General features: G+C 61.5%; 21 protein-coding genes. 12 read left to right on the forward strand and 9 right to left on the reverse strand.

Annotation, left to right across the window (positions count from 1 at the left end; translation table 11 throughout):
- Positions 1-182, reverse strand: a 182-nt coding sequence (locus ACOYQJ_RS23280; protein ID WP_422908300.1) for a hypothetical protein, incomplete at its 3' end; no start/stop codon positions are given.
- 206 nt (positions 183-388) lie between these two features.
- Between ACOYQJ_RS23280 and ACOYQJ_RS23285 the strand changes: the two genes are divergently transcribed.
- Together ACOYQJ_RS23285 and ACOYQJ_RS23290 are read left to right on the forward strand one after the other, a co-directional pair.
- Complete coding sequence (locus tag ACOYQJ_RS23285) at positions 389-2128, forward strand: primase-helicase family protein (RefSeq protein WP_422908301.1); 1740 nt, start codon at positions 389-391, stop codon at positions 2126-2128.
- A 76-nt stretch (positions 2129-2204) separates the two neighbouring features.
- The gene (locus ACOYQJ_RS23290; RefSeq protein ID WP_422908302.1) at positions 2205-2582 is read left to right on the forward strand and encodes an HNH endonuclease; all 378 of its coding nucleotides are present in this window, start codon (positions 2205-2207) and stop codon (positions 2580-2582) included.
- A gap of 323 nt (positions 2583-2905) precedes the next feature.
- Here the strand turns inward: ACOYQJ_RS23290 and ACOYQJ_RS23295 are convergent, their stop codons facing one another.
- On the reverse strand, positions 2906-3856 hold the full coding sequence (locus ACOYQJ_RS23295) for a Hint domain-containing protein (protein WP_422908303.1): 951 nt from the start codon (positions 3854-3856) through the stop codon (positions 2906-2908).
- Positions 3857-4607: 751 nt separating this feature from the next.
- Between ACOYQJ_RS23295 and ACOYQJ_RS23300 the strand changes: the two genes are divergently transcribed.
- The 3 genes from ACOYQJ_RS23300 (at position 4608) to ACOYQJ_RS23310 (ending at position 10121) form a co-directional block, all read left to right on the forward strand.
- On the forward strand, positions 4608-6776 hold the full coding sequence (locus tag ACOYQJ_RS23300) for a tyrosine-type recombinase/integrase (protein ID WP_422908304.1): 2169 nt from the start codon (positions 4608-4610) through the stop codon (positions 6774-6776).
- A gap of 319 nt (positions 6777-7095) precedes the next feature.
- On the forward strand, positions 7096-9378 hold the full coding sequence (locus tag ACOYQJ_RS23305) for a hypothetical protein (protein WP_422908305.1): 2283 nt from the start codon (positions 7096-7098) through the stop codon (positions 9376-9378).
- Between the two features lie 542 nt (positions 9379-9920).
- Complete coding sequence (locus ACOYQJ_RS23310; protein ID WP_422908306.1) at positions 9921-10121, forward strand: hypothetical protein; 201 nt, start codon at positions 9921-9923, stop codon at positions 10119-10121.
- A gap of 300 nt (positions 10122-10421) precedes the next feature.
- Here ACOYQJ_RS23310 and ACOYQJ_RS23315 read toward each other — a convergent pair whose 3' ends face one another.
- The 6 genes from ACOYQJ_RS23315 to ACOYQJ_RS23340 all read right to left on the reverse strand — a co-directional run bounded on the left by ACOYQJ_RS23315 (position 10422) and on the right by ACOYQJ_RS23340 (position 18228).
- A complete protein-coding gene (locus ACOYQJ_RS23315; RefSeq protein ID WP_422908307.1) occupies positions 10422-11408 on the reverse strand; it encodes a YeiH family protein in 987 nt (328 codons plus the stop codon).
- A gap of 119 nt (positions 11409-11527) precedes the next feature.
- A complete protein-coding gene (gene hisD, locus ACOYQJ_RS23320) occupies positions 11528-12805 on the reverse strand; it encodes a histidinol dehydrogenase (protein WP_422908308.1) in 1278 nt (425 codons plus the stop codon).
- A gap of 4 nt (positions 12806-12809) precedes the next feature.
- Positions 12810-13511: a cysteate racemase gene (gene cuyB / locus ACOYQJ_RS23325; RefSeq protein WP_422908309.1), complete on the reverse strand. Its 702-nt coding sequence runs from the start codon at positions 13509-13511 to the stop codon at positions 12810-12812.
- Entirely contained in the window at positions 13508-14701 is a 1194-nt protein-coding gene (locus tag ACOYQJ_RS23330; protein WP_422908310.1) for a DegT/DnrJ/EryC1/StrS family aminotransferase, read from the reverse strand. Before ACOYQJ_RS23330 ends, cuyB begins: the two co-directional genes overlap by 4 nt.
- A gap of 14 nt (positions 14702-14715) precedes the next feature.
- Positions 14716-15729, reverse strand: coding sequence for a D-cysteate sulfo-lyase (gene cuyA / locus ACOYQJ_RS23335; RefSeq protein WP_422908311.1), 1014 nt, complete (start codon positions 15727-15729; stop codon positions 14716-14718).
- Positions 15730-15792: 63 nt separating this feature from the next.
- Complete coding sequence (locus tag ACOYQJ_RS23340; protein ID WP_422908312.1) at positions 15793-18228, reverse strand: GcvT family protein; 2436 nt, start codon at positions 18226-18228, stop codon at positions 15793-15795.
- Between the two features lie 178 nt (positions 18229-18406).
- Here ACOYQJ_RS23340 and ACOYQJ_RS23345 point away from each other — a divergent pair, with 178 nt between their 5' ends.
- Positions 18407-19924: a trimethylamine methyltransferase family protein gene (locus ACOYQJ_RS23345; RefSeq protein ID WP_422908313.1), complete on the forward strand. Its 1518-nt coding sequence runs from the start codon at positions 18407-18409 to the stop codon at positions 19922-19924.
- Between the two features lie 9 nt (positions 19925-19933).
- Here ACOYQJ_RS23345 and ACOYQJ_RS23350 read toward each other — a convergent pair whose 3' ends face one another.
- On the reverse strand, positions 19934-20911 hold the full coding sequence (locus ACOYQJ_RS23350; RefSeq protein ID WP_422908314.1) for a LysR family transcriptional regulator: 978 nt from the start codon (positions 20909-20911) through the stop codon (positions 19934-19936).
- Between the two features lie 165 nt (positions 20912-21076).
- Between ACOYQJ_RS23350 and ACOYQJ_RS23355 the strand changes: the two genes are divergently transcribed.
- From ACOYQJ_RS23355 to ACOYQJ_RS23380, 6 genes are all read left to right on the forward strand, one after another.
- Positions 21077-22039, forward strand: coding sequence for an ABC transporter substrate-binding protein (locus ACOYQJ_RS23355; protein ID WP_422908315.1), 963 nt, complete (start codon positions 21077-21079; stop codon positions 22037-22039).
- An 80-nt stretch (positions 22040-22119) separates the two neighbouring features.
- Positions 22120-23154, forward strand: coding sequence for an ABC transporter permease (locus ACOYQJ_RS23360; RefSeq protein ID WP_422908316.1), 1035 nt, complete (start codon positions 22120-22122; stop codon positions 23152-23154).
- A gap of 7 nt (positions 23155-23161) precedes the next feature.
- A complete protein-coding gene (locus ACOYQJ_RS23365) occupies positions 23162-24214 on the forward strand; it encodes a quaternary amine ABC transporter ATP-binding protein (RefSeq protein WP_422908317.1) in 1053 nt (350 codons plus the stop codon).
- 71 nt (positions 24215-24285) lie between these two features.
- Positions 24286-25047 carry an electron transfer flavoprotein subunit beta/FixA family protein gene (locus ACOYQJ_RS23370; protein WP_422908318.1) on the forward strand — a complete coding sequence of 254 codons (762 nt, stop codon included), beginning with the start codon at positions 24286-24288 and terminating at the stop codon, positions 25045-25047.
- Positions 25048-25049: 2 nt separating this feature from the next.
- Positions 25050-25976 (forward strand): electron transfer flavoprotein subunit alpha/FixB family protein, encoded by a 927-nt coding sequence (locus ACOYQJ_RS23375; protein WP_422908319.1) that lies wholly within the window; start codon positions 25050-25052, stop codon positions 25974-25976.
- Positions 25973-26860 (forward strand): bifunctional 5,10-methylenetetrahydrofolate dehydrogenase/5,10-methenyltetrahydrofolate cyclohydrolase, encoded by an 888-nt coding sequence (locus ACOYQJ_RS23380; RefSeq protein WP_422908320.1) that lies wholly within the window; start codon positions 25973-25975, stop codon positions 26858-26860. The genes ACOYQJ_RS23375 and ACOYQJ_RS23380 overlap by 4 nt, the downstream gene beginning before the upstream one ends.
- Positions 26861-26869 lie beyond the last annotated feature (9 nt).

Consider the following 26869-nt stretch of genomic DNA (forward strand, 5'->3'; position numbering starts at 1 on the left):
AGTTGTTCTCCATTGCAGATACCAGCTTGAATCACGATCAGCGCCCGGTGGAAATCCCTTTTGTCAACACGGCCTAGAATGCCCGCTGCTTTGAAAGGTCTTTTCAAAGAGCATCCTTTCTTGGAAGTTGATGCTTCATAGAATTTAGGCAGGGTCGCAAGAAAACTTGCCACAGTTGCCAACGCTTTCTGCAAAACGCGTCAGAAATGGACGACGCAAGCTGATTGAAGGAAACAGTTGCTAGGCAGCTATCGGCTGACCACCGCTCCCCCTTTGGGTGCCGGAAGCGGTAGTTTGAGAACTTGCGCAAAACTGGGTCTGGACACCGGCCTTTCCATCGCTAGGTATGGCCCTTCTCCACCGACCCCAGCCCAGAGAAAGGCCTGCCATGGACACTGCTATCGATCATCAGGACCACGAAGCGGCGGAGGATCAAGACTTGTACCCGGACATGACGGCTTGGCAGGAAATCAAGTTGGAGCGGCTGCAAAAAGACCTGCACTCGGGTGTAGCCTGGCTCCCCCAAGTCCGAGTTGAAGCGGTCCCAGAACAGTCCACTGAAAAAGGGCGCGTTGAGGAAGTCCGCATGGAAGTCGCCAGCTGGATCCTTTCCTGCGACAACAAGTTTTTGAGGGTGGATGACCCTGAAACACGCTTGGGGATAAACGACGTTGCCAAAGTGGTGAAGCCGATGATGCTTGAGTACTACGCGGATACCCCCTTTCAGGAACTCGTGATGGCCAAGGCGGGCAGTATTGTCCAGGCTTGCATTGAGAGCGAACCGATGGATCCTCGGCTGGCCTTCGGGGTGTGGTCCGGCAAAATCTACCCTGCCCCCGGAAACCCGTCACGCCGCCTTTTCCGGAACTACATGTGGGACCTGAACAGCTGGTCTTTGCCAGACTACCGTCAGCATCAGGTGCCCCCAAGCTACGGGGCCTTCAAGACCTTCCTTGACTTCGCCATACCGGACAAATCTCAGCAAACCATGCTGCTGGACTGGATTGCTTGGTCGCTTCAGAATGAGGCAAACAAGCCGAACTGGGCCATCCTGCTGTTTTCGGAGAACAAAGGGACGGGGAAATCCACTATCGGTGTGGTGCTTGAGGCTCTGTTCGGGGCGGCAAACACCGCCAAGATCGATGGTGCGGACAAGCTCGTTGCCACCTTCAATGATCGCATTTTGGACAAGAAACTGATCATAGTCGAGGAAGTCCACATCAGCAGCCGGTCCGACAATGGCAACAAGCTCAAGGATCTCATCACCAGCGACAGAACGACGGTGAACGTCAAGTATCAGCCGACAAAAACCATCCCGCTGAAGGCCTGTTACCTGTTTACGACCAACCACAAACCGCTCTGGATAGAAGCTGGAGAACGTCGCTACTACATCATTGAAATGAGCCATGACGGTCATGCCCAAGGGCCTCGGAGCGACGCGTTCACGGCGCTTGTCGGCAAGGTCATGGAACAGGTTCAAGACCCAGAACAATTGGCCGGTTTGTATGCCGCCCTATCATGCAGGAAGCTATCGCCGGAATTTGATCCGAAAAGCATGCGGTTTGAGGCTAACGCGACCCCGATCATGCGCGAACTTCAGGCGCAGTCCGGCAACGAAAGTGACGAAACTCTAGAAGCGCTTCTGGCCGAATTCAATGTGTCTGTCATCCCCAGCGCGGATTTCAAGGCCTTGGCCAAACACATGAATTTCAGGAATGACAACTCTCTGCGGAATGCTCTGATCCGCTTGGGATGGGAAAGCACAAGGTTGCGGTGGCGCGGGAAACAGCAACGTGTCTGGGCGAAGAAGGGCCTACTGGTTGAAGATGGCCGGATACTGTCCAACGATTTGGCGGGAACGCTGGAAGGTGCTGTCGAGAATGGCTTTTTGTGGTTCCCGCTGCCCTACTTTATGGAAGTGACCTGGACAGCATTGCTGACAAGAAAGCTTGATCGCAGGCCTATGTCTGACCACCCCCCCGATGCCAGAGACCACATGGACACCGGTGAGATAGGCCCGTTCCTGGACAGTACAGCGAACGCCAGCTATCAGACTTGGTTGAACGACACCCAGCTGGCAAAAGGGAATCAGAAAGGGTTCCTCCGTGTTGAAGACGCCCCCCGCTGAGAACAAAACCGCCCAACTGGCCGGTCAAGCCTATGACGCCTGTCTGCAGGCCTGCGCCAGTTTTGAAGGCGAGCTTATGCAGGATCTGGAGCCCAGAGCGTCACGGGACTGGTGGGCTGACACTTACCAAAACCATGCCGAAGACCTGGCGCAGCGCATCAAGCGGTGTCTCACCAAGGCCCGACTGGCGCCCACTGGCTGCCTTGTCCTCAAGGCTGATACGGCCAAAGCTGAAGCAACCCCGGCTCGTATCCATTGGCGCGGACGTCGGCAGAAAGTCTACCAATTGGTTGCGTGGGGGCTTTCGGGCGATCTCCCCCTCAAACGGAGTGTCATCCGCCACCTGTGCAACAACCGCCTGTGCATCAGGCCCGACCATCTCCGCGTGGGAACACAGGCCCAAAACCTCCGCGATCAGCGAGTTCGGGCGGCTGATCATTGGACCCATCTATAACTTAGTGGTTCGCCCTTTAGGCGGTTGGATTGACCATAAGCCCCGGATGTCCACTTCGAGCCCATTTTACTGATTTTCTGTGACGCGGCGAATGTCCGGTTCAGTGTGCCCTACCAAAAAAGCCGGGTGTCATTCGCAAGTGAGTGCTTAGGAGTGCAACAATCTATGTTCGCACAGGCGCTCAGCTTCATATCGCTCCAGCGCGGCGTCCACGTCCCATTTGCGGATTTCTTTTGCAGCAATGGAGCTTTTCGACAGCGCACGGGCTGCAAGCTGACGACGCACTTCGCCAACCGCCAGACACATGTGAGCTGCAGGACCGTTCAATGCATCACCCGCTCTGGAACTGGCCTGAAAATTCTGGTCACCTCGCGGCGCTCTGCGGGCGACAGCCCTTTCATAACTTCCGGCCCCAGCAGCAGCGATTCTGACAGGCAGCCGTTGGCAGTGACGACTTCGTGCCGGTCGCAGGCGAAGTGAACATAGGTGATCTTGGTTTTGCCCTTCATGTACCGAATACCGGGCAAACTGGTCAGGGCTTTCGCCGGCGCAAAGGCAACCGTGTCGAAATGCGCCATCAACTGCCCGCCACCGCCAACGATGATGCGGTGCTGTGGTGACACGATCAGGTCTTGGGCGGGGCGGTTAGGGCCCAAGGCCCCCGCCTGAATAAGCACGGGCTTATCATCAACCTCGGCGTCTTCGAGCGGGTGATCGCCACTGCGCACCCATCGGATCGGTTGCGGGCCATGATCCACGGTGGACACCAGATCACCGGGGCGCAGGGTTTCGACCGCGCGAGGGCCATCGGGCGTGTCGATCATCGTGCCGGGGGCGTAGCAGGGGACAGTGCCTTTGTTCGGGGAATCCTGCCGGTAATAGGTGGCCCCTCCATCGTCGCTTTGAAACGACGAGTTCAAAGAGCCGGTGGCCATGTTGGTGCTGGTCTGGCCGTTGGCAGGGCCCACGGTGGCAGTTACAGGATTATTGTTGAACGACAAAAATTGCAGAACCGTGCCGGTATCATCAACAAAGGCGATTGCATCCCCATTGTTGATGTCTAACAGCCCGTCGAGATTATCGAGAATATAGACGTCTTGACCATTCTGAACACTCTCTGCAATGCCCAGGTTGAGCGTTTGGCGGATTGTACCATCAGCCTGATAGAGCACGACAGTATAGCTTGAGGTGTCGGTGCCTGTAGGTATCGCTAACTCAATAAATTCGTTTGGTGGTCCCCCGTAAACATCAATTTCCGAAATATAGCCGGGCATTTATGCATCTTTCGCTGTGTACCTCAGCAGATTAGCGCAGAAAGTTTTCGCTCCGGTTAATGACGTGCCAGTATCAGGCAGCGCAGTTTCGTCGGCATCGGGGCTTTTCATGATTGGCCCCGTCCGATGTTCTGCGGAGCGGAGCTGGTTATTCGCATCCGGTTTTGGGTGCAGAGCGAAACGCAGGGTCGGTCAAAGCGTGAAATCACCGTACATCGCTTAAGCGGCTGCTCTCGCCTAAGTTCAGGGGCTGTACCCTCTGGCATTAAAGCGCTGAGCGAGACCATAGGTATCGCGCGACGGGCGGGTCAGGTTTGCGGTCATTGGCGCAGCCTCAGCGAACTGGTGCTTTGTCCCGCTTAGCCGCCCTTGGCCGAACCCCGATACGGCCCCCTGTCTTTCTCATCGCGTCGGCCAAACATTGGCCCCATCAATAAAGGTTCGTCGCTGTCTCACTGTCTCGGCGTCTCATTGTCTAGGGGTTTGGCTCCGCGAAACGCGGCTGCCCACCCTGAGGGAAGCACCCGTTCCAGGCGGATTTTCAATCCGGATGGACCCTTTTCGGACCCTTTCTGAACCGGAACACGCAATTTATCATCATGAAACCAATGATATAGCTGGTGAGGTAGACCCTACCGCCGGAGCCAAATCTTCCAAGGCATTGGAATTGAACTGAAAACTCCGTCAGGAGTCGCAGTTTGGCGATTTGGCACAACACTTGGCACTCCGCTTTGCACAGGAGTCGCCGGCCATGCCTCGCAAGCCCAAGTACAGATATCTCGAACGCCGCGGTCAGCTTTTCTACTGGCGACGTCGCTGGCCTCTGGTCGCTCCGGCTGGATGCCCAAAATTTTTTTTCAGAAAAAAATTTTTGCTCTTCCCGCTACGGACCGATGTCCCGCGCGACGCGGAGGCCATGGCCCGGAGATTGACCGATCTCACCGACCTGGCCTTCGCCGCATGTGCGGAGAAGACGATGTCGATTTCAAACGCCGAGATGGAGATGCTGCTGGTCAGCCTGTGCCGCTTTCAGATCGAAGCGGCCGATCTTGCCCGTGAGGTCGCCCCTGCCCGCAGCCTTGAAGCCGCCGAATACGAACAGGCCTGCGCGGAAGCGGCGCTTGGCACGCTGCGCCAGGCCATCCTGCTGCGCGATCGGGAGATCGCAAATGCGCCGTTGCGCATGACCGCCGACCGCCTCGGCGTGGCACTGGACGAAGCAGACCCGGACTATGCGCGCCTTGCCATGCGCGCGCTTGAGGCCATGATCGAAGCCGGTGAAGAAAACATGCGCCGGGACCGCGGTACGCCCGGAGGGACGAAGCGCTATCTGTCTGCCGCCCAGGCAGCGATGGACGCCCGCGTTGCGGTCACGCAAGCACCGGCTGCTGCTCTGACTGTGCAGCCCGCTGTCGATACGGCGGCCGGCCTTGCGGCTCTCGGCCTCGCGCCGACTGCGGCGACCGTGCCATCTGGGCCAACTGCGCCGACGACGTCCGTTCCGCAGGTGACGTGCCGCCCGGTGACAGCGCAGGTCGCGGCCTCGGCGCCTGACGTGCCCCATGCAGCGCCCGTCACTCCGGTGCCGGTACCACCCTCCACCGCTCCAGCGCCTCAAAAAGAGCCGCGTCAGCAAAAACCCGCAGACCGCAAGGTCAAGGCCGCCGAGGCCCCGCTTCGCAAGATCGCCGAGGACTACATCGCTCTGCGCTGTCAGGGCTACCGGACGTTCAAACGCACGGAAACACCGTCGGAAAAGGACGGCAAGAGCTGGGAAAAGAACTCCTCGGCGAACGTCAAGTCGACGCTCCGCCTGCTCGAAAAGGGGCTTCCGGTCTCTGATTTGGCACTGGTGACAGAGGAGATGCTGACCGAATTCTGGACACTCGTGACGCGCCTGCCGCGGTCCTATGCGGACAAGCCCTCCGAAAAACGCAGCCTGCGCCAGATCGTGGCCGAGACGGACGCCCATGACGACCGGAACGAAGCCCTGACACGCGCACGGCTCGAGAAACAGGGGGCAAGCCCCGGCAAGATCGAGTTCCAGATCCTGATCGAAAAGACGCCGCGTATGCGGGTGGCCACAATCTATCGCCACATGCAGGACGCTCAGCGGATCTGCCGGTTCGCGGTCGCCAAGGGCCACTTGGCCCAAAACATCATGGAAGACCACATCTGGGACAAGCGCGAATACGACCAGCGCGAGTTGCATCAGGAAGACAACAAGCGCGATGCCTGGTTCGACGACCTGCCGGCACTGCTGCGGAGCCGTGTGTTCCAGCAGCCTCTGGACGAGCCCGGCGATCCGATGTTCTGGGCGCCGCTGATCTCGGTCCACAGCGGATTGCGCAGCGAGGAAATCCTGCAGCTGGCCACAGGCGACATCCGTGACGTGGACGGGATCCCCTGCTTCGTCCTGCAACAAGGGGTTGGTCAAAGCCTCAAGAGTTCTGCCGGGCGGCGCACCGTACCGGTCCACAAGAACCTGATTGAACTGGGGCTGCTCGAACTGGTCGCTCTGCGCAAGCGCGACGGCGAACCCCGCCTGTTTCCCTGGCTCGAACGCAGCAAGGCCAAGAAAACCTTCACAGAAACGTTTTCGAAGAATTTCACGAAGTATCGCAAGTCGGCGAAGGTCTACCGACCGGGTCTCGATTTTCATGCCTTCCGGACGACCTTCAACCAAGCTCTGGTCGCCACAGGCTGCCGGGACAGCGAGCGCAGGAACCTGCTGGGACACGCCGAGAACGACGTCGGCATCAAGCACTACACCCCGGACGGCTTTGCGACATCGAGCCTCCGGGACTGCGTGAACGCCGTCACATACGACATCTCCATGGTGCGCCGCCCATTCCAGGAAAAGGTCACGGCGGGCGTGTCCGACCTCGCAGCGCACCGGCGTTGTCGGCAATCGTGCTGACCGGCCCGGCGGTCTCGTGATGTAACTGCATTCTCGTTTCGCGGGGCTTGAACCAACGCCGCCGTGAATCATACGGCCGATCATGGGGCGAGACTTGGCGGATGAAGCCCTTGCATGATGCATTTCGTATTCCAAAGCCACTTGGCCATGTCGTGGCCTTTCGTACGCCGGTGGTTGATTTCCCAAGAAATCTCCTTCTCCCGAGGTCGAAGTGGCCAAGATTGGTGCTGGTGGTCATGGCCTGAGGGCCTCGGCTTTTTCCGCCCGGCAAGATCCATACCGAGATTTTCCGTTCAGTGACCAACACGGAGATTCAGAAGTGTCAGATTTTGTCCCCCCAACCACGCTCGCCGAACTTCGTCACGGCATTCAGGCGGGAACCATCATCACTGGCGCGCCTGTCGCCGCGACTGCGGTGCTGGACCTCGCCGCCGCGGCGCTCGGGCCGCAGCGCATGCAGGATCCGGCGCTCTTGAAGTCCGAAGCATGCCTGACTGCCGTGTTTCCTGAACAGCCCGACGAAGCTTTGCTTGACGTCTTCGGCGACGCCGCGATGTACAAGCGGTGCCGGTCAGCCTTGGTCCGGCTATGCCAAACAGCAGGTCTTTGGGAGGATCCGTATCCGCTGCTGAATGCGGTGGCGAAGGGGTTGGGTGCGCCCGGCGTCAATCGTCGGCTGCTGGAGGCACATTTCCCGTCTCGTATGCCCTGCGAGATCACACGAACGCTGGCCTTGGAAGTCGATCAAGAATTGCACGGTGCCGAACGGCAACAGCTGCGCCGCGTTTTCCGCATTCTCGACGCCGTCAGGGCGGATGGGCGGGTCGTCGCCTCGGGAGCCCTTGCTCCGGAAGCGATCGGAGACATGCAACGCCTCCGCAAAGGCGACGAAGTCCATGTCGCGCTGCCCGCCGACGTTGCGGCTTGCGTTGCCCGCCTCAAGCCCAATCACGCCATCCGCGCGCGCCGTGCCTTCGAACTTGCTGTCGATGAAGGGGTTTTGAACGAGACCACACCTGCGGAAAGGCTTGCACTGACCGAAGCCGACGCGCGCGCCTATCATTCTGCGGTCTCGAAGCGGATCTCCAGATCGTCGGCGAATACGTATCTGCACGCCCTTTGCGCATTGATCACAGAAGCCAATCCCTCCGGCTTGCCCGAGGGTTTCAAGCCCACCGACGTGACCTGCGAACGCAAAACCAAAGCTTCGAAACCATCAAAACCCAACCCCGCAAAACCCGCCGTATTGCCGGAGGGCCTTCAAAACGCGGTCACTGAATTCGCTCGGGTCCATCGCGTGGGGCGTCAGCGGGTGCGGCGCCTGAAAAAGACGCTCGCTCGGACGCTGACGGACAAGGGCATGACGGGCGTCGCGCCTCCTGACGACCTTGTCGCCCGCTTTGACGCGGCAGCATGGGATGTCTCACGCGACAAACACGACGTGGACCGAGCGATGCTCACCGCTTTCCAAAAGCACCTGTTGGCCCCCTGCCCTTGGGATCTGCTGTTGGCGGAAGCCCGCGAGCGCTCAATTGTCGGTGTCGACATGCGGGGTTTGGCCCTCGTCAGGGCGCTGGCAAAGGAACACACCCCGCCCCTCGCCCCGGGCCAACTCACCGCCGCAACGGTCCCGGCCCTCCTCCACAAGGCGCGTCAGCGTCTCCAGACCACGCGTTTTCGGTTAGGCATGCAGTCGCTGGATCTGCTGCGCGACCATCTGACCGATCGGTTGCCGGGACCGCCGATCGGGCCGCTGCCGGACGGTCGCAAACACAACGACCGGGACCTGCCCGAGCGCCTTGAACGCGCCCTGCGTGATTTCTTGAATGTTCGCGGGTATTCGGAGCACAGCGTCAAAGCGCAGATCGTCGCCGCGCGAAAGCTCTACACTTGCGCGCCGGACCCCGCGCTGTTTGACGCGGATCTGAACGAGATCCCGTGGATCGACCTTCTGAACAGCGCCATGGAAACGCACCCAAAGCAGATGGAGATCTATCGCACAGGCATCACGCGCCTGGCCGAGCAGTTGGCGAACGAGATGTCCGAGGGCTGGCGAAAATTAGATACGCTGCTGGCCCGGACCGGAGTTTCAAGAGAGAGCAACCCGGTCGCCCGCTTGTCGCAAGCCGCACGCGTTGACGACCTGGAGCCATGGCAAGTCCATCGAGAGTGGGCATGGGTCCATGAACGCGCGCTGCGACCGGATCTACGCCGCGCTTGGACGCGCGCCGTCAATCTGTTTGATGCATTGCACACTGTGCCTGCCATCGCCACGGCCGGCCTTCTGCCGACGTCCCGGCTCGGCCCGATGCCCGTCGTTGGCGAGCGACAGAAGAATGCCGAATTCCCCTTGCCTTCCGGGATAGACACGATGCTCTGCGGTGCCGACAAGCAAGTGCACGAGGCCGCGCATTTCACATGGCGGTGTCTTCGACACCTCGGCGTTTATGACCGCACAGATACCCCGACCTGCGCTGAGCTTTTCTCAGACGAAAACCTTCACCGCGTTCGCAACGAACAATCGCTCATCGGTCGCCAGACCGCAGCTTTGCACCTCGCGCGCATTCGAGATTGGCGTCTCGGCCACCAGCTGACCCTGTAGCGGCAATGACAATTGAATAGAGCTGACAGGGAGCATTCCGGATCAAAAATGGTTCGGTTTGCTGAACCGGGCGAGCCGGAAGCGGTGCCGGGAAAACTGGATGCGAAGCGATCTGCGCAATCGTCAAGAAATTAAAGAAAAACGCTTCGTCAACGGAAACTCTGACCAACATCCTTGTTGCAAGCAGGGCGCGGACGGGCACCGCGCCAGCCCCGTAAAAACGGGGGGATTACCTCTTCAATAGACAGAAAGTCCCGAACGAGGGCCGCATGATCTCTCGAACTTGCGGTCCTCCAAACTGGAACATTGCGCTTTGGAAAACCTGAACATGTCGCTGAGATCAATTTTTCAGCCGTCTCGAAGGGCGGAGAGCGGACTTTCGCTGCGAGATGGGCAAGCGTCGACGACGGGCCGGCATTCGAATCGATCTGAGTTGAGGCTGAGGTTAACCTCGGACGGAATTCCAGTTTTTCGGTCGCCGAAGATGAACCCACTTGTTCGTCAGGGCATGTGCCCGGAAACGTCAACAGTGGAAGGCAATCATGACCCCGAAGTATCCCCATGTTCAAGTTCAGCTTTCAGATGAAGACGACTCGGCACCGGCGATCGTCGCGCGCTGTCGGCGTGCTGCACAGCACGCCGGTATCGCCGCGGTGGAGCGAGACAACTTCATGCGAGAGGCTTTCTCTGGCGACTACGACAACCTGATCGCGACTGCGATGGCGTGGTTCGACTGTCACTGACGGTTGCGCAGTAATCGCCGGGTTTTATGACCGACAAGCACAGGTGTGTTGAATTCCCTTGTCATCGCCTCAAATCTGGAGGCGAAATTCACTGAACCCCCGGCTGCTTTATAGTCGAAACGCAACGCGGAGCCCATGTTGGCCACGCTACATTGGTCACTGTTAATGCCGACGCCGCAGGCAAGCGCGACCCTAAAACGGACTGTACCGGTTTCTCGAGGGTGAGGATTAGCATGGCATCTGGGAGATTATAGATAGCAAGGGAAAGGCTGTCTTTGATCGCCAGATCTCCTGTGCCACTCAAATGCCGACAATTCGCACAAAAGCGAGCGCTATGATCAGCAGAAAGAGCGTTTCAAAAAGCAGAATGATGCTGTAGCTGGGTTTGACCTTGACGATCCGGGCGAGGCTGGTCTTGACGCCCAGTGCCGAGATCGCAACGACCAGGCACCAGCGCGACAGCTCGTTCAAAAACGCGAGCAGCGCCGTGGGCAGAATGTCGAGGTTGGCGATCACGGCGCAGCCCGCGAACATCACGAGGAACCATGGCACGCCGACGCGCTGTTGCTGTGCGCCGCGAAAGCTGAACATCGTGACCAGCATCACCACCGGCAACAGCGCCACGCGCAGGATCTTGACATAAGTCGCGATCACACCGGCTTCGTCGCTGATCGAATAGCCCGCGCCCACGACCTGGGCGACGTCGTGGATCGTGGCGCCGACAAGGAAGCCGCTTTCGACATCGCTGAGGCCGAGCGACTGGAACAGGATCGGATAAGCGATCATGGCAATGGTCGACAGTGCCGTGACGCCGATCACCACAAAAAGTGTGTCTTGTTCACGGTCCTTGTGCGGCGGCAGTACCGACGTGATCGCCAGGGCGGCGGAGGCGCCGCAGATCGCGACGGAGCCGCCCGCGAGCAATCCGAACGCCATCCGGCGGCCCAGAATCAAGGACATCAGCGCGCCGCAGGCCAGCGTCGCCAGGACAAAGGCCACAACCGCAATGATGGGGGTGACCCCGAGGCTGGTAACTTCGGCCAGACCGAGCCGCAGGCCCAGAAGCCCGACGCCGAGGCGCAGCAGAGCCCGCGCGGCAAAGTCGATGCCGGCGCCACAGGTTTCCTCTTCCGCCAGGAAGTGAAAGGCGATGCCGATCAGCAGGGCAAAGAGCATGACCGGCGCGCCGTAATGTTCGGACATGAAGGTCGCGGCGACGGCGATGACGGTGGCAAGCAGCAGCCCGCCGAAATACGGCGAGATCCGGGATTTGACGAGGGAGACCATGAGGCTGTGCCTGACGCTGTTGGGAGGGACGGACCAGAATTTGGTCCGCCGCCCGGTTCTTTAGAAAGCGCCGCCCGGGCGAGTATGCGGGTCGGCGGGAAACGCTTGGGTAATCGGGATCAGACCGGCTGCGGCATTAGGCGCAGTTCGGCAGAGCGGGCGTGGCCCTCCATCCCTTCGGTCCGGCTGATCCGGGCGGTGCGCAGCGCCAGTTCGTGCGACGCCGCCGCGTTGCAGCGCTGCCAGGTGACCGTCTTGGTGAACTTGTGCACCGACAGCCCGCCGGTATAGCGCGCGGCACCGCTGGTGGGCAGGACGTGGTTGGGGCCAGAGGTCTTGTCGCCGAACGCCACTGTCGTTTCTTTGCCCAGGAACAGCGAGCCATAGGCCGTGAGGCGGCCCAGCCACCAATCGAGATCCTCGGCCTGTACCTGAAGATGCTCGGGCGCGTAGCGGTCGGCCACCTCGGCGGCCTCTTCGCGGGTGTCGCACAGGATGACCTCGGCCCGTTCGTCCCATGCCATGCGCGCGGCAGAGGCGTTGGGTTCCGGCAGGCTGTCGATCATGCCGGGCACACTATTGATCACCGCGTCGGCCAGCGCCTTGTCGGTCGCGACCAGCCAGACCGGGCTGTCTATCCCGTGCTCTGCTTGGCTGACCAGATCCCATGCCACGGTTTCGGGCGCGGCGGTGTGATCGGCGACGACCAGCGAGTCCGTGGGGCCTGCGAACATGTCGATGCCGACCTCGCCAAAGAGCATGCGCTTGGCTTCGGCCACGTAGCTGTTGCCGGGGCCAACGAGGATATCCGCAGGCTTGCCGCCGAACAGCCCCTTGGACATGGCAGCGACGCCCTGCACCCCGCCGAGGTTGAGGATCAGGTCGGCGCCGCAGAGGTCCATCGCAAAGACGATGGCATCGGGAATGCCGACGTCAGGCCGTGTGGGCGAACAGGCGGTGATATGCGGCACGCCCGCGACCTTGGCGGTGGTGACGGTCATCAGCGCACTTGCGATATGGCTGTAGCGTCCACCGGGGACGTAGCATCCCGCGCTCGACACGGGGATCTGCTTTTGCCCGGCGATCAGCCCTGGCATCACCTCGACCTCACATTCGCCCATCGTGGCCTTCTGCGCCTCGGCAAAGCGGCGGATGTTGCCATGGGCAAAGCGGATGTCCTCCTTGAGCGCCTCTGGCACGCGGGCACAGGCGGCGGCGCGGGCAGCAGCGGAAACAACAATGTCACCGGTCCAGTTGTCGAGCTTGCGGGCATAGTCGCGCACCGCCTCTTCACCGCCTTCGTCGATATTGGCCAGCATGGAGGCAACGGTATCCCGGAGGTCCTTGTGTTCGACTGCGGGGCGGGCTTTCGCTTTTTTCAGGTATGTGATGGCCATGGGGTCAACTCTGTTTCATCTGGGAATGGTGATGGATCGCGTCGGCCAGCACATCGATCGTGTCGATGACCGGGACGGGGGTGGACAGGCTGGGAGCGAGCAGCGAAAATTCTGAACAGGCGATGAACAGCATGGATGCGCCGTCCTTGGCCAGTTCGGCGGCGGCGTGCGACAGGACCTCTTGCGCCTCGGGCGTGGCGCCCCGGGCCTTGATCAGCCGGATCGCGGCGAGCATCCGGTCGGCATCGGCGGGCCAGAGCGCGTTGAGGCCCGCGCGGGCAAGGGCTGCGTCGAACACGCCGGCAAGGCGGACGGCGGGCGAGGCGAGCATGCCGATGGCGGCGCCTTTGCCAAGACTTTCTGCGGCGCTGGCGACGGACAGGTCCACCGTGTTCAGAAACTGGATGGACACCGCCGCTTCAATCTGCGGCGCATAGTAATGCGCGGTGTTGCAGGGCATGGCGAGCGCCGTGGCCCCGGCTGCCTCCAGCCGCTGTGCCATCTCTGCCAGCACTGGTGACGGGTCGATGCCGATGCCGTCGATCAGATGCGCGATGCGCGACGGCACTTGCGGGTTCATGTCGATCAGAAGTGGCAGGTGGTCGGCATCATCCGTGGCCTGAACCGTCGCCAGCAACCGTTGTTGCAGCAAGATCGTTGCCTCCGGGCCCATGCCGCCCAGGATGCCCACGACATTGCGGCTCATTTCGCCACCTCGTTCACGGCTTCGCCGATCAGGTCGGCAATCAGCGCGCAGTCTGCTTCGGAAAAGCTGAGCGGCAGGCGCATGTCGAAGAGCGTCGCCAGGATGCGGTCGGTCTGCGGCAGGTCCTGCGCGGCGACATAGCGCCACGACGGATGCGCCGAGGTAAAGCCCACGGGTTCCGGCGCACCGAACCATTTCAATTCGACGCCGCGGTCGGCGGCGCAGCTGATCAGCGCGCGACATTGCGCGGCGGTAAATTCCGGCAGGCGAAACTGGATTGACGAGCCGACATGGGTTTCCCGCGCGGGCAGGTCGATGGCCGCGATGCGGTTGTGCGCCTTGAGCGCACGCTCGACCACTGCGTAGCGGACATTCCAACGGGCGATATTTTTATCCAGGTGCTTTAGCTGCGGGCGCAGAATCGCCGCGCGCAACGCGTCCATCCGGGCCGAGCAATTCGGCATCTCGTAGCGCGCGTCCTCGTAAGCCGCAGCATCCGGCCCGGCGCCGTGGCGACCGTAGAGCATGTAGCTGCCCGAAAGGATGGTCGCGCGCGCAGCAATCCCGGCATCATCCGTGGTCAGAAACCCACCTTCGCCGGAATTCATGTGTTTATAGGTCTGAGTCGAGAAACAGCCGATCTTGCCGAAGTTGCCCGATCGTGTGCCGTTCCATCGTGCGCCCATGGTGTGGGCGCAATCCTCGATCACCGTGACATTGGCGGCGCTACAGATCGTCATCAGGCGGTCCATGTCGCAGAGATGGCCGCGCATATGCGACAGCATGAGAACCCGCGCACCGGAACTGCCGATCTTTACTTTGAGATCGTCCAGATCAAGCCGCAGGTTCTCATCGATCTCGACCAGGACGGCCTTGCCCCCGACCGCCTGAATGGCGCCGGGAACGGGGGCGAGGGTGAAGCCGTTTGTCAGCACCGCATCACCCGGCGTGACGCCGCAGGCGCGCAGGGCGATTTGCAGCGCTTGACCACCCGAGGTGACAGCAAGGCAATAGTCACTGCCTTGCCAGTCGCGATATTCCGCTTCGAGTAGCGCGACCTCCCCTGCCTCACCGGTGGTGAGATTGTAGCGATGCAGACGGCCCGATTGCAGCACGGCCACAGCCGCCGCGATGGCGTCGCCGGGAATCGCTTCCTGCTGGGTGAAGGCGCCGGTGAATCTGCGTGCCACGACAGGCGTCCTTTTCAGATGTGGACCCAGCGGTCGGAATTGTCGAAGGCGAAATCATAACCGCCCAACGCCGCCGCGCCGCCGGTGTGGAGGAACACGATGCGTTCGTCCTTGAATTCGCCCTTCCGGGCCAGGTCGATCAGACCGGCGGCGCCCTTGGCGGAATAGCAGGGGTCGAGCAGGATGCCTTCCAACTCGGCGAACATGCGGATCGCCTCGATTCCGCTGTCGGTGGGCAGTCCGTAGCCTTCGCCGACGTAATCAGTGTTGGCCATCACGTCTTCGCGCTTCACCACGCCGGAACAGCCCAGCTTTTCGGCAGTCTTGCAGGCCAGGTCATAGACCATCTGTTCCTGCTTGGGCTGCGGCGCGCGGGTGCCGATGCCAAGGATCGGGATCTGCGCATTCATCGCGCACATGCCGGTGACGAGCCCGGCCTGCGTGCCGGAAGAGCCGGTCGCGTGGACAAGACGGTCGATCTTCATGCCTGAAGTGTTGACCTGGCTCAGCAATTCAAAGGCGCAGTTCACATACCCCAGCGCGCCGGTCGGGTTCGAACCGCCGCCGGGGATGACATAGACTTTGTGGCCTTCGGCGCGCTTCTTCTCGGCAGCGCGTTCCATCTCGGCGGGCATGTCGTGGCCGCCCGGAAATTTCTCGGTCGTAGCGCCGTGCAGGTGATCCAGCAGCACGTTGCCATTGGTGTTGTAGTTGCCATCCTGGTACCCGGTGCGGTCTTCGAGCAGGATGTGGCAGGCCAGCCCCAGCTTGGCGGCATAGGCAGCGGTCTGGCGACCATGGTTGGTCTGGGTCGCGCCCTGCGTCATGACCATGTCGGCGCCCTGTTCGATGGCTTCAGCCATCAGGAATTCGAGCTTGCGAGTCTTGTTTCCCCCCGTCGACATGCCGGTGCAATCGTCGCGCTTGATCCAGATTTCCGTGCCCAGTTCCTTGGACAGGCGGTTCATATGCTCCAGCGGTGTGGGCAAATGGGCGAGGTGGACGCGGGGAAAACGGGACAGGTGCATATCAGTATCCTTGGTGAATGTTGTCGATAAAGCGGCGCGCGGCGCGGGTGCCGGGACTTGAACTCATGCCCGCATCCGGCTGTAATCGGGATCGTAGGGCGACGGCGCGATCACCTCGGTGCCGACGGTATCGCCGAAGTGATCGAGGTCGATCTTCGTACCCGGCGCTGACAGATCGGGCGTGACGAAGGCATAAGCCAGGTTCGTGCCGACCCGGTGACCCCAGTCGCCGGACGTGATCGTGCCGACGACCTTGCCATCCCGCATCAGAGAGGCGCCACCACGGGCCGGGGCATTTGTGGCATCGACCTTCAGGGTCACCAACTTCTTGCGCGGGCCGTCTTCGATGCGCTTGAGCAACGCCGCCTTGCCGATGAAATCGCCCTTTTCGGGTTTGACGAAGCGGTCGAGCGCGGTCTCGTACGGGTCGAACTCGGTGATCAGGTCAGCCTTCCAGTGCATGAATCCCTTTTCCATCCGCATCGAGTCGACGGCGCGGGCCCCGAAGAGTTTCAGCCCAAAGGCTTCACCGGCCTTTCGCAGCGCCAGGTAGGCGGCATAGAGCGAGGCGTTGGGGACGTGGATCTCGTAGGCCAGTTCGCCCGAGAAGCTGACGCCAAGCACCGTAGCCGGAGCGAAGCCGATGAAGCATTCCCGGACGCTGAGCCAGGGGAACGCTTCGCGAGACCAGTCGCCGCGCGCGCAAGCCGACAGCACATCGCGCGCCTTGGGACCGGCCAGGACAAGGATGGTCTGGTCGTTGGTCAGGCTGCGGATCTGCACGTCCTCGCCCGCGTTCAGGTGTGCGGTCAACCAATCCATGTCGTGGTATTCGCTGGCCGCGGCGGATCCGTACCAGACCCGCGCGGGGCCACGGTCGCTCGCGGGCAGGTTCGCCACCGTCGCCTCACCCTTGATGTGGCCGTGATGGTTCAGCAGGTAGCCAAGGCCGACGCGACCGTCGCGTTTCGTCACTGCGCCGCAGAACATCCGGTCAAGGAAGGCGTGTCGGTCCGCACCGGTGATCTCGAACCTGTTGAAGCCGTTGACCTCGCAAAGGCCGACGTTGTCCTGCACGTTCCTGACCTCGGCGGCGATGATATCGAACGCCTCGTCAAAGTTGAAACTGAGCGTGGGGTGAAAGTCTGGCGACGGCTTGATGTAGTCGACCCGTTCCCAGCCGTTCACGACGGTAAACTCGGCGCCCTCGGACGCAAAGATCGGCGTCAAGGGCGTGGTCTTGGCCGGGCGGCCCGCCGGGCGATGTTCGTGCGGGAAGTGGAACCGGAACTCGTTCTGGTAATCCTCGATGGACTTCAGCGCGGTCAGTTCCACGTTGGCATGGCCGGTAAAGCGGCGCGGGTCGATGACCCATGTGTCATAGCACGCCTCGCCATGCACGATCTGTTGCGCCAGCAGCCAGCCGTGGCCGCCGCCTTCGCCCAGACCGGCGCGCAGACCGATGATGCAGAAAGCGTTGCGCTTGCCGGGGATCGGGCCGACCAGCGGCGCGCCGTCGATGGTATAGGTGATCGGGCCGTTGACGATGGAGCGTATGCCGGTTTCGGCCAGCGCGGGCATGCGTTCAAAGGCGCCTTCCATCACGTCCATGACACGATCAAGGTCGTCCGGGCACAGCGCGTTGACAAAGTTCGGGTCAATCCCGTCCATGCCCCAAGTCTTGCAATCCTGTTCATAGAACCCGACGAGCAGGCCGTTCTTTTCCTGGCGGCTGTAGTAGTCCGAGATTGGACAGCGCAGCAGCGGCATGCGGTGGCCTGCCTCGACAATCGCCGGGATATCCTCGGTCAGGAAATATTGATGCTCCATCGAGGCGACGGGGTGGTGCACGCCCATCATCGCGCCCACCTCGTTCACGCGGTAGCCGCAGGCATTGACGACAATATCGCAGTCGATATCTCCCTTTTCCGTATGTACGGTCCAGGTGTCGTCCTTGTGCTGGGTCAGCGCAATCACGGGCGTTTCGCGGTAGACCTCGGCCCCGGCCTTGCGGGCGTGATAGGCCAGCGCCTGGCACAGTTGCGCCGGGTCGATGTCGCCGTCCAGCGGATCCCAGAGCCCGCCCAGCAGATTGGTGGTCGAGATCAGAGGGTGACGGCGGGCGCATTCTTCGGCGTCGATCACCTCGAACTCGACGCCCATACCGCGCGCCATTGAGGTGAAATGGCGATAGCCCTGCATTTGCGCTTCAGTGTTGGCCAGCCGGATCCCGCCGTCAGCATGGTGATAGTTGATCGGATATTCGGGATCTTCAGACAGTTTCTTGTACAAGTTGATCGAATGCGTCTTCAGCCCCACCATCGTCTGGGTGCCGCCGAAATTCGTAACCTGCGCCGCGGAATGCCATGTCGTGCCCGAGGTTAACTCGTTGCGCTCGACCAGGACCACATCGGTCCAGCCTTCCTGTGTGAGGTGGTAAAGCGTCGAGCAACCGGCGATGCCGCCACCGATAACAACAACTTTGGTCCGAGATTTCATGGGGTGCGCCTCCGATACATGCTGCCTGGATAAGGGGGGGAACCTGACGGCCCCGCAATCTGGACACCGCGGGTTTCAAAAAATCTAAGTCAGCATTTGATTAAGTGAGATTAAGCGCGAAGGATTTGCCGCCCGCTGACAGAACGCGCCACATGCGGGACACGCGGGAAGGATCGCCATGTCGGGCACACACGGGAAACGCACAGGACGCAGCGAGCGCATGGCGCTGCGCGCGGCAAAGCCGGTGGTCGATCCCTGCCCGCCGGGGCAGATCGGCGGCAGCTACAAACCGCTCACTGACGAAGACATCCGCCGCATCTACGCCACCGCGCTCGACCTGCTGGAACGGCTTGGCATGGGCGAGGTGCCGCCGCGCCTTCAGGCCGATCTGATCACCGCGGGTGCTGTGGACAACGGCGCCGACCGGCTGCTGTTTCCGCCCACGCTGGTGGAGCGGGCTGTCGATCAGGCGGCGCGCACCTTCGTGCTGCATGGCCGCGATCCCGCGCGCTCCATAGAGGTGGGCGGAAACCGGGTCTATTTCGGCACGGGTGGCGCGGCTGTACAGACGCTCGATCTGGACAGCGGCCTGTACCGCCCGTCAACCCTTGCCGATCTGCATGATTTCACCCGGCTTCAGGATACGCTGGCCAATGTCAGCTGGTTCACCCGCTGCTGTGTCGCGACCGATGTGCCGGACAATCTGGATCTGGATATCAACACCGCCTATGCGCTGGTCCGCAACACCACCAAACCCGTTGCCACCTCTTTCACCCTGGCCGCACACGTCGCGCCAATCGTCGACCTGCTCGATATTGTCGCCGGGGGGCCGGGCGAATTTTCCAGACGGCCCTTCCTCAAGGCGCATATCAGCCCGGTGATTTCGCCGATGCGATTCGGCGAAGATGCGGTCGACGTGGTCTATGAATGTATTCGCCACAATATCCCGATGTCCTGCATCACCGCCGCACAGGCGGGCGCGACGGCCCCGGCCACGCTCGCGGGGTTTCTGGCGCAATCGCTGGCCGAAACCCTCGCCAGCCTTGTCATGGTGCATGCGATCCAGCCCGGCTTTCCGATGGTGTTTTCCAACTGGCCGCTTGTGGTCGACCTGCGGACCGGCTCGTTTTCGGGCGGCAGCGGCGAAACCGCCGTGCTGAATGCCGCCTCGGCGCAGGTGTCGAACTGGCTGGGACTGCCGTCGGGCGTGGCCTGTTCGATGACGGATGCCAAGGCAATCGACGCGCAATACGGCATGGAAAAGGGCCTCACCTCGATGGCGGCGGCGCTTGCGGGCGCAAACCTGATCTACGAAAGCTCTGGCATGACGGCCTCGTTGCTGGGGGCGAGTTTCGAAGGCTTTGTACTGGACGATGAAATGCATTCGAACACCTATCGCGCCTTGCGGGGGATCGAAGTCACCGACGAAAACCTTGGCTTTGACGTTATCTGTGACGCGGTGCTGGGACCGGGGCACTTTCTGGGCACGCAGCATACATTTTCGGCCATGGAGCGGGACTACTTCTACCCCAAGATCGCCGACCGCGACGCGCCGCGTACCTGGGCTGAGAAGGGCGCACAGGATGCCTGGGACAAGGCGCGGGCGCGGGCGCGCGAAATCCTGCGCGACCATCGGCCCGCCTATTTGACGGACGCGCAGGACCGGGAAATTCGCGTCCGGTTCAACATTCTTTGACGCGGCGCTTCAGTCGATCAGCTTGAAACTGTCGGCCAGCCAGGGTTCGCTGCGGTGAAACGGTGTCAGCACATGATCCTGGATCAGGCGACGCATCTTGCCGTCGACCAGTTCGATCACCGACCGAGAGCAATCCGGCGTCGACACCAAAGCCAGCGTGCGCGCAAAGTTCTTGCCCGGCAGAAACTGGTGCATGCGCAGCCGCGCGTGAAATTGCTTCGCGCGTGAGAACAGCAGTGGCGTGGTGATCGTCCAGCCAGCCCCGGCGGCGGCCATCGCCATCAGCGTCTGGTTGTTGCTGCATTCGAACCGATGCGGCGACGTGACCCCGATCCTTCGCAATTGCGATTCGATCTGCCGCGCGATCATCAGATTGCTGGAAAAACGCAGGAACGGCAGTTTTGTGCGTCCCTCGAAAATGTCGCTCAGCGATTGTTCCGTAATCCGTGGCAACACCGCGACAAACGGATCGCGCAGCAAGGGACGGTCGCGAAGATCGCTCAGCCGCTCGTCAGGTGCCGTTGTGATGCCGATATCAAGCTGCCGGTTGCGCAGCATGTCGATAATCTCGTGGCTCGAATCCGTCTGATACATGAAATCGCAGGTCGGCATGCTGGCCGACAGGAACACCGCCAGTTCCGGGATGATGTCGCTGTCGAAATCCTCGATCGTGCCGACTCGCAGATAGCTCGCCTCGGTCACGCTGCCGGCGGAGGCCTCGGCCTTGGCCTTGCGGATCGCGAGCAGCGCCTCTTCTATGTTGCGCAAGAAGGTCTGGCCCTTGGGCGTCAGCACCATCGGCCTGCGGGCGTGGTTGAACAACTCAACGCCAAGATGCTCTTCGAGCGCGCGCAGATGGTGCGACACGGTGCTGACCGTCAGCCCGGCCTCCTGTGCTGCGGCCTGTAACGACCCATCCCTGGCGCAGGTTTGAAACAGTTCCAGCGACTTGAGGCTGAGATCCTTGGAGGGGTTCGGGCGGGGCATAGGGCCTTTCGGGCGGAGCAGGGGTGAGCACAACTTACGCGCAATTTTTGCGAATATAAATCTCAATAATTCTCATCAGATAGGAAATCTTCTGACCCGGCACGGAAACGTGGAAGCGTCGATTTTTATAGATGCACACGCACATCAAACCCGACAGGAGAAAAAATGAAACGGATTATTTTGGCGTCCGCATGCACGCTCGGACTTGCCGCGCCCGCCCTCGCGCAGAACTGTGGTGAAGTGACCATCACCCAGATGGACTGGGCTTCGGCCAATGTCGTCACCTCGGTTGCGAAGTTCCTGATGGAGCAAGGCTATGGCTGTGATGTCACGACCGTGCCTTCCTCGACCCCGACGGCGCTGACCGCGGTCGCCGAAACTGGCACCCCCGATATTCTTACCGAACTCTGGGTCAACACCGCGCCGGCCTATGCCAAGCTGGTCGAAGAGGGCAAGCTGGTCGAACTGGCCGACGTGTTGTCCGACGGCGGCATCGAGGGCCTGTTCGTACCTCAATACGTGGTTGATGCGCACCCCGAGGCGGCGACACTCGAAGGTATTCTCGCCAATCCCGATCTGGTCGGACGCCGCTTTGACAATTGCCCCGACGGCTGGGCCTGTCGCACCGTCAACGACAACATGAACAAGGTCATCGATTTCCAAGGCGCCGGTATCGAGGTGTTCAACCACGGCTCCGGCGAAACCCTCGCCACCGCCATCGCGTCGGCCTATGCCGACAAGGAGCCCTGGTTCGGTTTCTACTGGTCGCCCACAGCCATTCTTGGCAAATACCCGATGGTTCTGGTCGATATGGGCGCCGATGACGCCGCCGTTCACGCCTGCAACAGCGATCCCGAATGCACTGAGCCGGGCATTTCGGCCTATCCGCGCGCAGCGGTCAAGACCGCCGCCACCACCAGCTTTCAGGAACGCGAGCCCGAGGTGGCCGAGCTGATGTCGCACATCTCCTTCACCAACGATCAGATGAACGGCATCCTCGCGTGGATGGAAGACAACACTGCCTCCGCCGAAGAAGGCGCGGTGTATTTCCTGTCCAACAACCCGGACCTTTGGGGCGATTGGCTGAACGACGCAGCCCGAGAAAAGCTTTCGGCGCTGCTGCAGTAACCCGACCGCAACCGCGCGCCTGGCCGCCCGCTCGGGGGCGGTCAGGTTCGCCGAATGCCTCTCTTGTGGGAGAATGACCGTTGGCGAGCTACGAAGACATATTCGACCGGATGGATTTGCGCGACTGGTGCGATGCCGGAGCATCCGAAAGCCCGATGAGCATGGCCCAGTTGCTGGCGAAAAATAGCGGTGGCACAGGCGGTGATTCCGGTCCTGTCCTGCCGTTCCCCTCGCTCGACCGGCTGCATGAAGCGTGCAACGCCATCCCGCAATCGCGCGACATGACTCTGGGTGTCGAACATGGGTTCCTGGCGATCAAAGACAGCCTGAAATTCGTGCTCGACCCGCTCACCCAGCCATTATCCTGGATGCTGGAAGGGGCGCTTTACGCCTTTACGACCATACCGTGGTGGGTGCTGATTCCACTGCTGGTCTGGGGCGCATGGGCCGCGACGCGCAAGATCGGCGTCACCGTTTTCGTGGCAATTGTCTTTCTGTTCTTCGGGCTGATCGACCATCTCGATGTTGCCCTGCAGACGCTTGCGATCATCTTCGTCTGCACAGGGCTCAGCGTTTTGTTTGGAGTGCCGATCGGCATCCTGATGTCGCGGTCCGACCGTTTGCAGAAGGTGATGCTGCCCGTGCTCGACATGCTGCAAACATTGCCGAGCTTCGTCTACCTGATCCCTCTCATCTTTCTGTTCTCAGTGACCGAGCCCAAGCTCTACGGCATTGCCATCATCCTTTATGCCATCGTGCCGGTGATCCGGCTGACCGATCTTGGGATCCGGCTGGTCGATCCGGATGTGATCGAGGCTGCCGATGCCTTTGGCATGACCGCCGGGCAGAAGCTGACCGGTGTGCAACTGCCGCTGGCCCTGCCCAACATCATGGCCGGGGTGAACCAGACAATCATGATGAGCCTTGCGATGGTGGTGATCGCCTCGCTGGTCTCTGCGCCGGGGCTGGGCGTGCTGGTGCTGCGGGGCATCCGCAACCTCGAACTTGGAGTCGGCCTGGTCGCAGGTTTCGGCATCGTGTTGCTGGCGGTGGTGCTGGATCGCTGCTCGAAAGCAGCGCTGCAACGCATCGACCCCACGCATGAAGCGGAGTGACCTTGACATGACCGCCCCGAAGATCCGCATTCGCAAACTTTACAAGATCTTTGGCTCGGCGTCACAACGCGTCCTGCCGCTGGTACGCGATCAAGGCATGGGAAAGCCGGAACTACTCGCCGAGCACAAGCATGTGCTGGGCTTGCAGGACATCAACATCGACATGCAGGCGGGCGAGATTTCGGTGATCATGGGTCTGTCCGGTTCGGGCAAATCCACCCTGATCCGGCATCTCAACCGGCTGATCGACCCCACCGCCGGCGAAATCCTGCTCGACGGGCTTGACGTGATGACGCTGGAAGGCCCGGCTTTGCGCGCAATGCGCCAGCGCGAAATGTCGATGGTATTTCAGAAATTCGCGCTGTTGCCGCACAAGACCGTGCTGGAAAACGCCGCGATGGCGCTGAAGGTGCGCGGCGTGGGCCGCGAGGAACGCGAGGCGGAAGCGCACAAATGGCTGGTGCGGGTCGGCCTCAGCGGGTTCGAGAACCGCTTTCCCCGTCAACTTTCAGGCGGGATGCAGCAGCGCGTCGGCATCGCCCGCGCCCTGACGGCCAACACCGACATCATGCTGCTGGACGAGGCGTTCTCGGCGCTGGATCCGCTGATCCGCACCGACATGCAGGACCTGCTGCTGGAACTGCAAAAGGAACTGCACAAGACCATCATCTTTATCACCCATGACCTCGACGAGGCGCTGAAACTGGCCGACCACCTGGTCATTCTCAAAGATGGCGCGGTGGTGCAGCAGGGCGCGCCGCAACACATCGTGATGCACCCGGCCGACCCGTATATCGAGGCATTCGTGGGCGATATCAACCGCGCCCGCGTGCTGCGTGCGGGCACCATTGCCGTCAAGACCGCGCAGGATGGCGCATACGCTGCCAAGGTCGATTGGGACGACACGCTCGAGACGGTCATACGGGCCGCCAAGGGGCGCGCCGATGCGATGATCGCTGTCCTGAAGGATGGGCAGGTCGCCGGGCAGATCGAGATGAGCGAACTGCTGGCGGCCCTGATCCCCTACAGCAGCACGCAGGACTCCACCGACTACACGTAAACCACACCAGATCCCGAAAAGGGACCACGTTCCTGTTCGAACCTCGAAGCGAAAACCATAAGAGAGACCCCATGAAAATCATCGTTCCCGTCAAACGGGTCATCGACTACAATGTCAAAGCCCGCGTCAAGGCGGATAAATCCGGCGTCGAACTGACCAACGTCAAGATGTCGATGAACCCGTTCGACGAAATTGCCGTCGAACAGGCGATCCGGCTCAAGGACTCCGGTACCGCCTCCGAGGTGGTGGTCGTCTCAATCGGGGTGAAGCAGGCGCAAGAGGTGCTGCGCACCGCGTTGGCGATGGGTGCCGACCGGGCCATCTTGATCATCGCATCCGACGACGTGCACGACGATATCGAACCGCTGGCCGTGGCCAAACTGCTCAAGGCTGTAATCGATGCTGAGGTACCGGATCTGGTGATCGCTGGCAAGCAGGCGATCGACAACGATATGGGCGCGACCGGCCAAATGCTCGCCGCCCTTCTGGGCTGGGGCCAGGCCACTTTTGTCTCTGCATTGGAGATCGTCGACAGATGCGCCCGCGTCACCCGCGAAGTTGACGGCGGGCTGCAGCGCATCGAAGTCGCGCTGCCCGCGATCATAACCGCCGATCTGCGCCTCAACGAGCCGCGCTATGCCTCTCTGCCCAACATCATGAAGGCGAAGAAGAAGCCGCTTGAGGAAAAGACCGCCGCCGATTTGGGCGTCGATATCGCACCGCGCCTGAAGGTTCTGGAAACCGAAGAGCCGCCGACGCGCAAGGCCGGGGTCAAGGTTGCCTCTGTCGCGGACCTTATCGAGAAACTGAAAACTGAAGCGGGAGTGCTCTGAATATGTCCGTTCTTCTCATCGCCGAAACCGCCGGAGGCAAGCTGGCGCTCGATGCCACCGCCAAATCCGTCACTGCCCTGGTCCCGTTGGGCGACGTGACGCTATTGATCCTCGGTGCGCCTGACGCGGCAGCACCCGCCTCAAGGATCGCCGGAGTCGCGAAGGTGCTGGTGGCCGCAGATGCAGCACTCTCTCATGGGTTGGCCGAACCAGCCGCCGCATTGCTTCAGACGCTTGCTGGTGGATATGGCCATATCGCAGCCCCAGCCACATCCGAGGCGCGCAATATCCTGCCGCGGCTTGCCGCGCTTTTGGACGTGATGATCATTCCGGACGTGATCGAAGTGATCGACGCCGAAACCTTCCGACGGCCGATCTACGCCGGCAATGCGCTGCAAAAGGTTCAATCAACCGAGCCTGTTAAGGTACTCACCATCCGGACCGCCGGGTTTGAGGCCGCAGGTGACGCTACCACACCCGCACCCATTGAAACCCTCACCACCAAGGTCGTCCAGGGCCCGGCCAGCTGGATCGAGGACCTTGTCGCCAAGTCCGACCGTCCCGAGCTGACCTCTGCCTCGATCGTCGTCTCCGGCGGTCGCGGTGTCGGATCCCAAGAGAGCTTCGCCCTGATCTCCTCGCTTGCCGACAAGCTCGGCGCGGCGGTCGGTGCATCGCGCGCGGCGGTCGACAGCGGCTATGCCCCGAACGACTTGCAGGTCGGCCAGACCGGTAAGGTGGTGGCCCCAGATCTATACATCGCCTGCGGCATCTCCGGCGCCATCCAGCACCTTGCCGGGATGAAGGACTCCAAGATCATTGTCGCGATCAACAAAGACGAAGAAGCGCCGATCTTCCAGGTCGCCGACTATGGACTGGTCGCCGACCTCTTCGACGCTGTGCCGGAACTGACGGAGCAGCTGAGATGACTGCAAGGCTGATCGACGGGCGCGCCCGCGCGGCGCGCCTGCGGGCGGAACTCGCCCGGGAAGTAGCGCAGATGCGGGCGGATAAGGGCGTGATGCCAGGGCTGGCGGTCGTGCTGATCGGCGCCGATCCGGCCAGTGGTATCTATGTGCGCTCGAAGGTGCGCGCCTGCGAGGAAACCGGAATGCGCTCTGATCTGCACGCCCTGTCGGACAGCACATCCGAGGCGGAGTTGCTGGCACTGATCGCACGGCTAAACGGCGATCCGACGGTGCATGGTATTCTCGTGCAATTGCCCCTGCCGCCGCAGATTGACCGGGCGCGCGTGCTGGCGGCGATCTCGCCGGACAAGGATGTGGATGGTTTCCACCCGATCAATGCGGGTCGGCTGGCGACCGGTCAGCAAGCGCTGGTGCCCTGCACCCCGCGCGGTTGCATGATGCTGTTGGAGGAAGAGATCGGCGACCTGCGCGGCCTCACCGCTTGCGTGATCGGATGCTCGCCGATTGTCGGGCGGCCAATGGTGCAGCTCTTGCTGCACCGAGATTGCTCGGTACTCGTGGCGCACAAGTTCACCGCCGATCCCGGGGCGTTGGCGCGGCAGGCTGATATCCTGGTGGTCGCTGCCGGGGTGCCCGGGCTCGTCACATCCGACTGGATCCGACCCGGCGCTGTTGTGATCGATGTCGGCATTAACCGCATCACTCGGCCTGACGGCTCCAGCAATATCATCGGCGATGTCGCCGAGGGCGCGGCCGATCTTGCCGCCGCTATCACCCCGGTGCCCGGCGGGGTCGGGCCGATGACCATCGCCTGCCTTCTGTCCAACACCCTTGATGCCGCCCGCGCCGCCAACCCCGAGGCGGCCAATTCGAACGCCGCCTGAAATTCTCAA

It is taken from the genome of Pacificoceanicola algae, assembly GCF_049341065.1.
Classification (GTDB): Bacteria; Pseudomonadota; Alphaproteobacteria; order Rhodobacterales; family Rhodobacteraceae; genus Pacificoceanicola.